The 13,346-nt window shown below is 67.4% G+C and carries 11 protein-coding genes; 3 read left to right on the forward strand and 8 right to left on the reverse strand.

The genetic code is table 11. The annotated features are described in order from the left end of the window. Nucleotides 1-666: 666 nt before the first annotated feature. The 7 genes from ruvA to F816_RS0103635 form a co-directional block, all read right to left on the reverse strand. Entirely contained in the window at nt 667-1,275 is a 609-nt protein-coding gene (ruvA, locus tag F816_RS0103605) for a Holliday junction branch migration protein RuvA (protein WP_019568005.1), read from the reverse strand. Continuing rightward, a complete protein-coding gene (gene ruvC / locus F816_RS0103610; protein WP_026181986.1) occupies nt 1,272-1,787 on the reverse strand; it encodes a crossover junction endodeoxyribonuclease RuvC in 516 nt (171 codons plus the stop codon). Before ruvC ends, ruvA begins: the two co-directional genes overlap by 4 nt. A 21-nt stretch (nt 1,788-1,808) precedes the next feature. Next, nucleotides 1,809-2,549, reverse strand: a complete 741-nt coding sequence (locus F816_RS0103615) for a YebC/PmpR family DNA-binding transcriptional regulator (protein ID WP_019593587.1) — start codon at nt 2,547-2,549, stop codon at nt 1,809-1,811. A 401-nt stretch (nt 2,550-2,950) separates the two neighbouring features. Continuing rightward, nucleotides 2,951-3,580, reverse strand: a complete 630-nt coding sequence (locus tag F816_RS0103620; RefSeq protein WP_019593588.1) for a triacylglycerol lipase — start codon at nt 3,578-3,580, stop codon at nt 2,951-2,953. A 21-nt stretch (nt 3,581-3,601) separates the two neighbouring features. Continuing rightward, a complete protein-coding gene (gene aspS / locus F816_RS0103625; protein WP_019593589.1) occupies nt 3,602-5,386 on the reverse strand; it encodes an aspartate--tRNA ligase in 1,785 nt (594 codons plus the stop codon). A 101-nt stretch (nt 5,387-5,487) separates the two neighbouring features. Continuing rightward, entirely contained in the window at nt 5,488-6,138 is a 651-nt protein-coding gene (locus F816_RS0103630) for a DUF502 domain-containing protein (RefSeq protein ID WP_019593590.1), read from the reverse strand. Between the two features lie 3 nt (nt 6,139-6,141). Continuing rightward, nucleotides 6,142-6,459, reverse strand: coding sequence for an FmdB family zinc ribbon protein (locus F816_RS0103635; RefSeq protein ID WP_018143892.1), 318 nt, complete (start codon nt 6,457-6,459; stop codon nt 6,142-6,144). Nucleotides 6,460-6,842: 383 nt separating this feature from the next. Here F816_RS0103635 and F816_RS0103640 point away from each other — a divergent pair, with 383 nt between their 5' ends. Genes F816_RS0103640 through F816_RS0103650 form a run of 3 tightly spaced genes read left to right on the forward strand, consistent with a single transcriptional unit; the run spans nt 6,843 to nt 9,481 of the window. After that, nucleotides 6,843-7,220, forward strand: coding sequence for a DsrE family protein (locus F816_RS0103640; protein ID WP_018143893.1), 378 nt, complete (start codon nt 6,843-6,845; stop codon nt 7,218-7,220). Between the two features lie 10 nt (nt 7,221-7,230). Continuing rightward, complete coding sequence (locus tag F816_RS0103645; protein ID WP_019593591.1) at nt 7,231-8,085, forward strand: SDR family oxidoreductase; 855 nt, start codon at nt 7,231-7,233, stop codon at nt 8,083-8,085. Between the two features lie 19 nt (nt 8,086-8,104). Beyond that, nucleotides 8,105-9,481, forward strand: coding sequence for a nucleoside recognition domain-containing protein (locus tag F816_RS0103650; protein ID WP_019593592.1), 1,377 nt, complete (start codon nt 8,105-8,107; stop codon nt 9,479-9,481). 48 nt (nt 9,482-9,529) lie between these two features. On the opposite strand, the gene F816_RS0103655 is transcribed toward F816_RS0103650, so the two are convergent. Continuing rightward, a complete protein-coding gene (locus tag F816_RS0103655) occupies nt 9,530-13,321 on the reverse strand; it encodes a PAS domain-containing protein (RefSeq protein ID WP_019593593.1) in 3,792 nt (1,263 codons plus the stop codon). Nucleotides 13,322-13,346: the final 25 nt, after the last annotated feature.

The raw sequence follows: 13,346 nt of genomic DNA on the forward strand, positions 1-13,346 counted from the left end.
GTGTCTATTCTTAACTGGCCGGCCCGAGAACCCTTCCGCAAGGGGCTCCATACGGGAGAGGAAGATCAAAACAGGCGGCATCTTGTAGGGTGCGGTTGAGCGCAGCGAAACGCACCGTTCCCCACGTCGTGCGAACCCCTGATGCGATTCGCTGCGCTCATCACATCCTACGCCCCCCCCGGCACCCGCTCCGCGGGCGCGGCACGCCATGGTCGAAGGCCGAGCGTGCCCAGATGCCGGAACAGCCTGCCTCCATCCAATGGCACAGGCCTTCGGACCGCCGTTGTCTTGACCTACCTCCCCGTTGTCGTCGCGCCGAGTGGAGAGGCTTTCCGCGGGATCAGAGGCGCTGGATGTTTGAGCGGAGCCGAAGGCGCAGCGAGTTCAGCGCCGCCCGCGAAAAACCTCGGAGCGAGGGAAACCCCGGCCCGCGCAGCGGGCCAGGGTCGCGGCCGTCGGGCGTGTTTCTTGGGTACTTCTTTGCACGAGCAAAGAAGCCCGTTTTTGATCAACAACGGGCGCGGCGCGCTGGCGAGTCAGCGCCGGGCAGTATGCGGACCGAAGCCACCGTAAACACCCAACGACGAACCGGGACCAGCCTCTACTGGGCGAGAGGGCGGAAGACACCTCAAACGGCAGCCAGGGAGCCGCGCGGCTTGGTGCGCGTTAGCGCTTGACGGTGGCGCGGAGGGCCAGGCGTACCAGGGTCTCCACCGAATCCGCCTGATCGCGTACAGTGGCGACCATCTTCTCGGCGCTAGCGCGTTGATAGCCCAACGACTCCAGCGCGGCCAGGGCCTCGGCTTCCATCGCGGCGGCGGGCGTCGGTTCGCTGCCGCCCGCTCCCCCGGCGGGCGCGCCGACAAAGCCCATCTCGGCAAGGCGTTCGCCCAGTTCCAGCACGATGCGCTCGGCGGTACGCTTGCCGATACCCGGCACCTTGGCCAGGCCGGTGACATCGCCACCGCTGATCAGGCCCGCCAGCTCGTCGCCGGCGTAGGTAGAAAGCATGGCCAGAGCCAGCTTCGCGCCGATGCCGTTCACACGGATCAGACGCCGGAACAGGTCACGATCGCGCTTGTTCAGGAAACCGAACAGCTGATGGGCATCCTCGCGCACGACCAGATGGGTGGCCAGCACGACGGTCTCGCCCGGCTCCGGCAGGGCCGCCAGCGTGGACAAAGGGACGTCAACCTCGTAGCCAACCCCGCCGGCGTCGATCACGACGCCATTGACCTCCCGGCTGATCAGCCGACCTTCCAGCCGCGCGATCATGGGCGGCCGCCGATCGAGCCGGAGGTGGCGGCCGCCAGGCGCGCCTCGTGCTGCTGGGTGTGGGCGTGGCAAAGCGCGACGGCCAGGGCGTCGGCGGCGTCGCTGCTGGCCGGTTCGGCCAGGCGTAACAGTTGCTGCATCATGTGCTGGACCTGTTCCTTGTCCGCCCCGCCGATACCGACCACGGCCAGCTTGATCGCACGCGGGGCGTATTCGTGTACCGCAAGGCCAGCCTGGGTGGCGGCGCAGATGGCCGCGCCCCGGGCATGCCCCAGCTTGATCGCGGACTGGGCATTGCGCGCGACGAACACCGATTCGATGGCCAGCACGTCGGGCTTCAGTTCGTCGATCACCTCGACCACGCCGGCGAAGATCTCGCCCAGGCGCTCGGGGAACCCCTTGGCCTTGGGCCGGATCACACCGTGCCCGCAGGAGCGGCCGCGGCTGCGATCATACTCGACGACCGCGAAGCCGGTGATCCGGGAACCGGGGTCGATCCCGAGGATGCGCACGCCCGTCACGCGGCGGCCGGATCAGTCACCGCTGACCTCATCGGGAAAGTCGGCATTGGTAAAGACGTTCTGCACGTCATCCAGGTCGTCGAGCATGTCGAGCAGCTTGAGGATCGACTCGGCGGTCTCCGCATCCAGGGGCGCGAGCGTCTCCGGGCGCCAGGTGACCTCGGCATCTTCCGGTTGGAGTTCGCGTTCCGCCAGCGCCGCGCGGACGTCCTGATAGGTATCGGGTTCGGTGATGACCTCGATGGAACCGTCATCCTCGACCTGGACGTCTTCGGCCCCGCCTTCCAGCGCGGCCTCCATCACCACCTCTTCGTCCAGCCCGGGGGCGAAACGGATCACGCCCTTGTTCTGGAACAGGTAGGCCACCGAGCCGTCGGTCCCCAGATTCCCGCCCATCTTGGAGAAGGCGTGGCGCACCTCGGCGACGGTGCGGTTGCGGTTGTCGGTCATGCAGTCGACCAGGATCGCCGCGCCGCCCGGGCCGTAGCCCTCGTAGCGGATCTCCTCGACGTTGTCGCCGTCGCTCTCGCCCGCCCCGCGCTTGGCCGCGCGTTCGATGGTGTCGCGGGTCATGTTCGCGCCCAGCGCCTTGTCGATCGCCAGGCGCAGGCGAGGGTTGGTCTCCGGATCGGACCCGCCGTGGCGTGCGGCCACGGTGATCTCGCGGATCAGCTTGGTGAAGAGTTTGCCGCGCTTGGCGTCCTGAGCATTCTTGCGATGCTGGATGTTCGCCCACTTGCTGTGGCCTGCCATTCGGTCACGACTCCTTGGATTGGGTTCGGTTGCAGCGGCCCCGGGATTCCTCCGAGCCGCAGGACCCGCACAGTCTAATCGCTGGCGCGGCGGTAATCACGGATGCCTGCGCAGTACTCACCCACACCGCCTCTTCCCTCTCCCGTCATTGCGAGGAGCGCAGCGACGAAACACAAAAGCAGCGGAGCTGCGTTGAACGGCCGCAGGCCGGCCCGAAGAAGGACGCGCAGCGCGTCACCAACCGCACAAGCCCCGTCATTGCGAGGCCCCGAAGGGGCCGTGGCAATCTCCTCACGCTGGCAGAGCGCTGGAGTCACGATCCGGTGGTTCCGGACGGAGATTGCCGCGTCGCTGCGCTCCTCGCAATGACGGGGGCGGCGGTGGGGTCGGGCCGGCTGGGGTTATGGCAGGAACTCGCCCGTTTCCAGGAAATGGAGGGTCTCCTGGACCAGGAGACGGTTGACCAGCATGCCGAAGTGGGAGACCGGCATGGTGAGGTGGCGCGAGACCTCCGGACCGCGAGTCTCGTCCACCGCGACCGTGCCATCGTGCGGATCCGGTAGCGGCGCGACCCAGGGCCCCGGCCCGAACGGCTTGCTGCCGGCGATCATGCCGACGTCGCGACCGCGCAGGACGGGACTGCCGCCGAGCAGGCCACGGTCCAGGGCGGCGCCCAGCCACCAGCGGCCAATTCGGTTCTGCGCGAGGCACGCGGCCACACGACTGCCCTGCAGCGGCGAACCCAGCATCACGATACGCCCAGGGCGCTGCACGGGCGCGACCTCGAACAGGTGGCGCACGATCACGCCGCCCAGGCTATGGGCAACCAGGTGCACAAGGTCGCCAGGAACATCCTCGAGAAACGCAGCCAGGGCACGCGCGGCCTGCTCCGGCGTTTGCCGGCGCGAGGCATAGCGGAACCCGTGAACCTCGTAGCCGGCCGCGCGCAAACGGCGGCCCAGCAGGGCCATCTCCAGGCCCGGCATGTGCCAGCCATGGACCATGACCACACTGCTGCGCATGCCGGTCATGGCGTTCGGCCGGACACGCGGTTACTCGGCCTGTTGCGTGGCGCTGGGACGCAGACGGATACCGAGCTCGCGCAGCTGCTTCTCGCCCACCGGGGCCGGGGCGTCGGTCAGCAGGCAGGCGGCGGTCTGGGTCTTGGGGAAGGCCATCACGTCGCGGATCGAGTGGGCGCCGCTCATCAGCATCACCAGGCGGTCGAGACCAAAGGCCAGGCCGCCGTGCGGCGGGGCACCGAAGTTCAGGGCATCCAGAAGGAAGCCGAACTTCTCGCGCGCCTCTTCCTCACCGATACCCAGGGCCTCGAACGCGGCCTGCTGCATCTCGGGGTTGTGGATACGGATCGAGCCGCCGCCGACCTCGGTGCCGTTGAGCACCATGTCGTAGGCGCGGGACAGCGCCTCGCGGGGGTTGGCGCGCAGCGCCTCCGGATTGTCCACCGCCGGGGCGGTGAACGGGTGATGCAGGGCATACAGGCGCTTGTCCTGGTCGTCGTATTCGAACATCGGGAAGTCGACCACCCACAGCGGCTGCCAGCCTGGCTCAACCAGTTCCAGGTCGTGCCCGATCTTCACGCGCAGGGCGCCGATTGCCTCGTTGACCACCGAGGCCTTGTCCGCGCCAAAGAAGATCAGGTCGCCGGCAGCAGCCGCGGTCTTCTCCAGGATCTGCCGCGTCACGTCCTCCGGCAGGAACTTGAGGATGGGCGACTGCAACCCGCCCTCGATATCAGCCGGGTCGTTGACCTTGATGTAGGCCAGGCCCTTCGCGCCGTAGCGGCCGACATACTCGGTGTAGACGTCGATCTCCTTGCGCGTGAGCTTGGCGCCACCCGGCACACGCAGTGCGGCCACGCGGCCCTCGGGGTCATTGGCCGGGCCGTTGAAGACCTTGAACTCCACCGCCTGCATGACCTCGGTCAGCTCGGTGAATTCCAGCGGGATGCGCAGGTCCGGCTTGTCGGACCCGAAGCGGGCCATGGCCTCGGCATAGGCCATGCGCGGGAACGGGTCGGGCAGTTCCACCCCCTGCACCTCGCGGAACAGGTGACGGATCAGGCCCTCGGTCACCTCCATCACGTCCGCCTCGTCGACGAACGCCATCTCCATATCCAGCTGGGTGAACTCCGGCTGGCGATCGGCGCGCAGGTCCTCGTCGCGGAAGCAACGGGTGATCTGGTAGTAGCGATCCATGCCGGACATCATCAGCAACTGCTTGAACAGCTGCGGCGACTGCGGCAAGGCAAAGAAACTGCCCGGATGCGTGCGGCTGGGCACCAGGTAGTCGCGCGCACCTTCCGGCGTCGCCTTGGTCAGCATCGGGGTCTCGAGGTCGAGGAAGTCGCGCTCCTCGAGGAAGCGGCGCATCGCCGCGGAGACCTGCGCACGCAGGCGCAGGCGCTGCTGCATCAGCGGGCGACGCAGATCCATGTAGCGATAGCGCAGACGGGTGTCCTCGCCGACGTCTTCATCGTCCAGCGGGAACGGCGGGGTCTTGGCCGCGTTCAGGACCTCTAGCTCCAGGCCCAGGATCTCCACGGCGCCGGTGGGCAGGTCGGGATTCTCGGTGCCCTCGGGACGCCGGCGCACGCGTCCGGTCATGCGGATCACGTACTCGGTGCGCAGCTGTTCGGCGCGCGCGAAGACCTCTTCGCGATCCGGGTCGAACACGACCTGGACCAGGCCCGCGTGGTCACGCAGGTCGACGAAGATCACGCCACCGTGGTCACGCCGGCGGTTCACCCAGCCGCAAAGGGTCACCTCCGAGTCGAGTTCGTTCTCGGTGACACGTCCACACAGATGAGTTCGCATTGCGCTGTTCCAGCCGAAGGGCACGCCCGCCAGGGGCCTGCACGGTGAGTCGGGAAAACGGGACGAACATGGCGTTCGCACCCGTGAAAAGGCCGGAAATCTTACGATTTGCCCTGCCCCTGCGCAACCGGCGCCGGCGCTTCTTCAAGGCTTCTCATCGGTGTCACGACCCCCATGGACATCACGAACTTGAGACCATCCTCCACCGTCATGTCCAGTTCAATGGCTTCCTCGCGCGGGACCATGATCACGAAGCCGGAGGTAGGGTTGGGCGTGGTCGGGACGAAAACGGTGATGACGTCACGCTCGGTGCGGTCCTGCACCTCGCCAACGGCGACACCGGTCATGAACCCCACCGACCACAGCCCGCGGCGCGGATACTCGATCAACATCACCTTGCGAAACGCCTGCCCGCCATCGGACAGCACGGTCTCGGTGACCTGTTTGACTGCGCCGTAGATCGAACTGACCAGCGGGATTCGGCGGACGATCGATTCGCCCACCGACACCAGCTTGCGCCCAACGATATTGGCCACCACCACGCCGGTCACGAACACGACCACGACCGCCAGCACGATGCCGGCACCCGGGATGGAGAAACCAAGAATGGCCTCCGGCCGCCAGGGCGGCGGCAGAAGGAGGATGGTGAAATCCAGCAGGTCGACCAGCAGCTTGATAATGAAGCCGGTGACGATCAGCGGCAGCCAGACCAGCAGCCCTGCAATCAGATAGCGGCGCAGGGAGACCAGCATTGATCAGGTGCCGGTCGCGGCGGTACCGGTCTTGGCGCTACCGGAAGATGCGGACTTTCCGGAGGCGTCCGACTTCGTTGAGCTACTGCCGCTGGAGCTGGTGGCCGAGCTGCTGCCCTCTTTCAGGTTGCGCTTGCCGTCCTTCTTGAAGTCGGTCTCGTACCAGCCGCCGCCGGCCAGACGGAAGCCGGCCGCTGACACCTGCTTGGTCAGGGCCTCGGCACCACACTCCGGGCAAATGGTGGCCGGCGGATCGGAAATCTTCTGCAGGATCTCGGAGACCTCGCCGCAATCCTTGCACTGGTATTCGTAAATGGGCATGACTGGAATCCTCGGAATGCGTCCGCGAAAACACGGGTTGAGGCGTATTATGCGGCCGTTTTCGGGGAATGAAAGGCCTTCGCTTCCGGCAAACCGTTTTGCTGATCCCGAACGGTATTTCCCAGGCACACGCAAGCAGCCGGCTCGCCTTGCACGCCATCAATGGCATCCCGGCCGAAGGTCTGCGCAGAACCGGGATCTCCAGCGCCGCGGCAATCCCGACCGGAGCGATCCCGGATCACCGCTACGCGGCGTCCGGAAAGACGACAGCGGGGGGCGTCTCTTGCTGTCTACCGGCCAATCCGCACTGGGGTTTGCGCCCAACGGCCGCAGCGCGGATCATTCACCCCCAACTCGACGATACGACCGCGCAAGGACCTGTCATGGCCGAAAAGATCGTGATCATGCTGCTGAACCTGGACCTGGACCGCCCTGGCACGCTGGGGGCGCCCTTCTTCCAGGCCACCGTCGCCGCCGCGATGGATCTCGAGGTGGAGATCTACTTCGCCGCCGGCACCACACGCCTGCTGCGTCAGGGCGTAGCGGAGACCATCTACCCCGGCGAGGCCAGGGAAAAGTCCGTCTACAGCTTCATGCAGGACGCCCACGAGGCCGGCTGTGCCTTCTACGCCTGCGCCGGAGCGATGAGCGAGAACGGCCTGACGCTGGACAACGCAGTGCCGGAACTGGACGGGATGCGCGGCGGCGGCGCCTTCATCGGCGAGGTCGTCGAGGACGGCGTCGCCACCCTGACCTACTGAGCGCGCCGCGGTGAGCGAGACCTCTTCCCGCGCCGTCCTGATCACCGGCTGCTCCAGCGGCATCGGGGCCTGCACGGCGCGCGTGCTGCGTGAGCGCGGCTACCGCGTGTTCGCCACCGCCCGCCGCGGCGAGGATGTCGCCCGCCTGAAGAAGGACGGCTTCGAGGCCCTGCAACTGGATCTGAACGACTCCGCCAGCATCCACAGCGCGGTCACCGAGATCCTGCACCGCACCGACGGCCACCTGTACGCCCTGTTCAACAACGGCGCCTACGGCCAACCGGGCGCGGTGGAGGACCTGAACCGCGCCACACTGCGCGCCCAGCTGGAAACCAACGTGCTCGGCTGGCTGGAGCTGACCAACGCCGTACTGCCCGCCATGCGCCGCGCCGGCGAGGGCCGCATCATCCAGAACAGCTCGGTCCTGGGCCTGGTCGCCCTGCGCCTGCGCGGGGCCTACGTCACCTCCAAGTTCGCGATCGAGGGCATGAGCGACACCCTGCGTCAGGAACTGCACGGCACCGGCATCCATGTCGCCCTGATCGAGCCAGGACCGATCCGCAGCGCGTTCCGCGCCAACGCGCTGAAGGCCTTTCGCTACCACGTCCAGCGCGAGTCGAGCCCCTGGCAGGAGACTTACCGCGCCGCCGAGGCCCGCATGGCGAACGCCGAGGCCGATGCACCGTTCACTCTGGGCCCCGAGGCCGTCGCGCGCTGTGTCGTGCACGCGCTGGAGGCCCGCCGCCCGCGGGTGCGCTATCACGTGACCTTCCCCACGCGGCTGTTCGCCTTCCTCAAGTGGCTGCTGCCGGCCCGCGCGATGGATGCCGTGCTGCGCGGTGTATCACGCGGGGAGAACCGCTGACCGTGGCACACTGCACCGCATGAACCTGATCTTTCTCGCGCTGATCGTGATCGCCGTGGCCACGGCCGCGATCCGCGAGATCCGCTCCACCGACCCCAACGAACAACCGATGCAGGCTCTGTCCGAGGGCGCCATCGAGGCTGCCGGCTCCGCCGTGGAGCTGGCACTGGGGCTGGTCGGGGTGATGGCGCTGTTCCTGGGCCTGATGAAGGTCGCCGAGGCCGGCGGGTTGCTGACCGTGCTGGCCCGGCTGCTGCGCCCACTGATGGTGCGCCTGTTCCCGTCGGTCCCGCCCGAACACCCGGCGATGGGCGCGATGATCCTGAACTTCTCCGCGAACATCCTGGGCCTGGGCAATGCCGCCACGCCATTCGGCATCCGCGCCATGCAGGAGTTGGAAAAGCTGAACCCGCACCCGGGCACTGCAACCAACGCGATGGCCCTGTTCCTGGCAATCAACACCTCCAGCATTACGCTGCTGCCCACTGGCGTGATCGCCCTGCGCGCCTCGCTGGGTTCCGAGGCCCCGGCCGCGATCCTGCCGACCACGCTGTTCGCGACCCTGTTCGCGACCATCGCCGGCATCGCCAGCGCGCTGATCCTGCAGCGCTACTTCCTGCCACCACCGGCGACTCGCAGCATTGATCCGAGCCAGACGTCCGCGGACGCCGCGAGCGAACTGGACGATACGCTGCCCGAGGCGGGCCGGGAGGCGACGGCCGAGCCCACCCAAAACGCCGACAAGACAGCGGACAAGACCGATCAACAGCCGATGAACATCGAGGTCCCCACCGAGGGCTACCCCGCCTGGGTCTCAATACTGGTCCTGCTGAGCGTGCTCGCAATCATCCCGCTGACCATCCTCTACGGCCAAGCGATCGCGCCATGGATCATCCCCGGGCTGGTGGTGGGCTTCCTGTCCTACGGCGTCATTCGCGGCGTACCGGTCTACGAGGTGTTCGTGGAGGGGGCGAAGGAGGGCTTCAATGTCGCGCTGCGCATCATCCCCTACCTGGTCGCGATCCTGGTCGCGGTGGGCATGCTGCGCGAGAGCGGGGCACTGGGGATGTTTGTCGGGCTGGTCGGGCCGTTGACCACGCCGTTCGGCTTGCCGGCCGAGGCGCTGCCGATGGCGCTGCTGCGCCCGCTATCCGGCTCCGGCGCCTACGGCATCATGGCCGGCATCATGCAGGATCCGGCCACCGGGCCGGACACGCATGTCGGCATCCTGGTCTCGACCCTGCAGGGCTCGACCGAGACCACCTTCTACGTGCTCGCCGTGTACTTCGGCGCCATCGGCATCAAGCGCGTGCGGCACACCCTGGCCGCCGCGTTGACCGCAGACGCCGTCGCGGTGATTGCCGCGGTCGCGATCGTCGGCTTTCTCTTTCTGTAAGAAAATACTGACCAGGGACGGAGCCCCCCGCGCACCCCCTGCGCCGGGTCAGCCGGTCAGGCGGCTAGCGCGGCAGCCTTGTAACGCCCGCAGGAGCGCACTCGGACCGATCGGCTTGGTGAGCAGGTCGTTGAAGCCGGCCTGTTCGACCCGCTGGCGCGTGGCATCCGTGGCATCGGCGGTCACCGCAATCACCGGAATGGTGGCCAGCTCCGGCTCGGCCCGCAGCGCGCGCAGCACCTGAAAGCCATCCATGACCGGCAGGTGCAGGTCGAGCAGGATCAGGTCGGGCGGGTCCCGCAGGGCCATGTCGAGCCCCTCGGCGGCGGATTCCGCCATCCGGCAGTCAGCGGCGCCCTGCTGTTTCAGCGTCTCGCGCATCAGTCGCTGGTTGGCATCGTGGTCCTCGATACAGAGCACGCGGCAGTCGCCCGGCGCGCCGGAGCCGCCGGGCAGTGCCGCAGCGTCCCCGGTGCCGGACGGCATCCGGTCACGGGCCCGGGGCAGACGAAACCAGAAGGTACTGCCCTCTCCCTGCACGCTGTCGACCCCGATCTCGCCCCCCATCAGGTCCACCAGATTGCGGGTAATGGCGAGCCCGACACCGCTGCCCTCGATCCCCTGTTGGTCGGCCGCCAGTCGCTCGAACGGCTGGAACAGCCGCCGGCACTGCTCCGCGTTCAGCCCCGGCCCGCTGTCGTGGATCGCGATCCGAACCTCGGCCTCTGACGGCTCGCAGCTCACGCGTACGCTTCCGCCGGGCCGGTTGTACTTGATCGCGTTGGAGAGCAGGTTCAGGAGCACCTGCTTCAGGCGCCGCGGATCGGCCTCCAGCATGACTTCGGGCAACTGATCCGGCTCCAGCTCCACCCGATACTCGCGCGCCACGGGCGCAAGCAACGACAGGCAGTCCTCCAGCACCGGACCCGGCGCCACCGGCTCCGGATCAACCTGCATGCGGCCGGCCTCGATCCGGGCCAGGTCCAGGATCTCGTTGATCAGGTCCAGCAGATGCCGGCCGGCGCGCGTGATCTCGTCCAGGTAGCCACGCTGCTGGTCCTCCAGCGCCGGATCGCTCTCCAGCAGCTGGGCAAAGCCGAGCACCGCGTTCATGGGCGTACGCAGCTCGTGGCTCATGTTGGAGAGGAAATCCGACTTGGCGCGGTTGGCTGCCTCGGCCGCCTCGCGGGCGCGATGGAGCTCCGAGCGGCGACGCAACTCATCGGTGAAATCGCTGAAGATATTGAAACCGTACTGCGGCTCCCCACGGGCATCGCGCACTACACCAATGGTGCTGGCCGTAATGAACACGGCCCCGCTGGCGCAGCGCAGGGGCAGCTTGCCCGTCCAGGCCCCGCCCTCGGCCAGTACCTGGTCGATCTCCTGCGCCTCCTTCTTGTTCTCCTCCGGGATGACCCCCATCTCATGAAAATCCCGGCCCAGGAGATCCTCCAAGCGGTAGCCCAGCATCTCCCGAGCGGACACATTGACGTAGACGAAACGGCCCTCGCGATCCACCACTACGATCCCCTGTTCGGAAGATTCGAAGATGCGCTGGAACAACGCCAGGTGCTCCTGCGCCTGGTGCAGCTCGGTAATGTCCTGCAGGCTGCCGCCGACGTGGGCCAATCGGCCGTCGGCATCGAAGCGACCGCTCGCGATCATGTGGACATAGCGGATGCGATCCCCCGGCAATTGCACCCGGTGGTTGATCTCGTGATGCCCGCTCGCGCCGACGCCCCCCAGGAAGTTCTCGACCTGATTGCGATCCTCCGGGTGCACCAGGCTCAAATAGTCATCGCGCTCAAGGGGCGCGTCTCCGGCATCCATCTCGAAGATCTCGCGGATCACCCGGGACCAGGTGATCCAACCACTCTGCGCGTCCATCTCCCAGTTGCCGATACGCGCCAGACGTTGCGACTCCAGCAGGCGGGTGGACAGCTGGGACAGCGCCAGTTCGGAATTCTTGCGCTTGGTGATGTCCTGCATCACGCCCAGCATGTACAGGACCTCGCCGTCCCGGCTTCGAACCACGTCGCCACGCTCCAGCAGCCAGTGTTCGGACCCGTCCGGCCAGATCACCCGATGCTCCAGCTCGAGGTAGGAGCCGCGGCGCAGGCTGCTGGCGATGGCGGTGCGCACCCGTGCCTTATCATCAGGATGCACGGCGCTCAGGAAATTGGAGATGGTCGGCTCCAGCCCACCTTCGGGATAGCCCAGCAGCGGCGGGATGCGCTCCGACCAGCCCAGCGCCTCGCGCTCCGGCGCCCACTCCCAGGTCCCCATGTTGGCGAAGATCTGACTGGAGCGCAGGCGATGCTCCTGCCGCTTCACATGGGTAATCTCGGTGCGAATGGACACGTACTGATAAGGCCGGCCATTGCTCCCGAGATACGGGACGATGGTCGTCTCTACCCAGTACAACGAACCATCGCGCGCGCGGTTGCACACCTCGCCCCGCCAGATTCGGCCGGCGGCAATGGTCGCCCACAAGTCGGCATAGAACTCCGGCGGATGCTGCCCGGACTTGAGGATCCGGTGGTTGCGCCCCATCAGCTCGGACACGGCGTAGCCGCTCACCCGCGCGAACCGCTCGTTGGCGTAGATGATGTTGCCAGCGACATCGGCAATGCTCACCAGGGAGTGCTCGTTGACCGCCACGTGCTCGCGCTCGCGCTCGTACAACGCATCGCGATAGGACTGGCTGACCCCGTCGATCTGGCGCAGCTGGCGCGCCCGCGCCGTGATGGTTGCCGCGACTCGGGCCGGCTCCACCGGCTTCAGGAACACCCCGGCAACCCCGGGGTGCAGAGTCATCAGGTGATTGACCCGGCTGGGATCTTCAGTCAACAGCAGCAGTGGGATCGCGCCGCCGTTATCCCGGGTACGCAGCAGCGCGACAAACGACTCCACCGGTTCCGCCAGCCCCTGCAGGTCCAGGACGACCACGTCCGCGCCCGCCTCACGCAGGTGGCGCCGGACCCCCTCCGGATCGGATGCAATGGCCACACCCAGGCCTGCGCCAGTCAGGTAGGACTCGAGGCCGCCGTCTGCTGCATCATGGGTAACCAGCAGCACGCGATAGTCGGAGTCGACGATCACGCCGCCGATCTGCATCAGCTGCTCAATCAGGGTGTCCGTAGCGAGCGGGTGATCGAGACAGCGCGCCACCCCTTGGCGCACGCATTCGAGACGCGCCCCGGAACTCCAGCGGCGCGCAACCGCCAGCACCGGTAGGTCGCTAGCCAGCGCGGCCCCCAGACCGGGCAGCCCGCCGCCATCCGTGGCCACGGTATCGGCGCACAGTACGACTGCGGAAAACGGTGCATCGTCTGGGGCCACATCGGACCCAGGGGCATCCACCTCGCCCCGCGTCACGCGAAAGCCCTGCTCGTCGAGCATGCGGGCGATCTCGTCACCGGCCTCGCCCCCATCGTCGATCAGGCACACCCGCGTTTCGGCCGGGCGCCCGCCCAACGGCTGTATGCGGGCCTGGGCGACCGGCCGCGCGCGTTGTCGGTAGGCCTCGACACTCGTCGCGAGGCGTCGGACCCCGGCATGGATCAGGTCGCGATCCGGCCCGGCCGGGGCACGCCGAACGCCGGCGAGGGCAGCGCACAGGGATTCGGCGACCCCACGAATCAACCCGACATCGAAAACCTGGGCCGCTTGCGCCAGGGATTGGGCCTCGCGGTACAGTGTGGTGAGCCGATCGCGATCCTCCCCAGTACCGTCCAGGGCCTGAGCAAGCTTCTCCAGCTCCGCCGCGCGTTCCCCCAGGGACTCGAGAAACTCGCCCCGCAAACGCGCCAGCCCCGGCGATGCCGGGGCCGGGTTCACGGCCGTTGGCTGTAACGAATGCAAC

The organism is Thioalkalivibrio sp. ALM2T (assembly GCF_000381505.1).
Taxonomy (GTDB): domain Bacteria; phylum Pseudomonadota; class Gammaproteobacteria; order Ectothiorhodospirales; family Ectothiorhodospiraceae; genus Thioalkalivibrio; species Thioalkalivibrio versutus.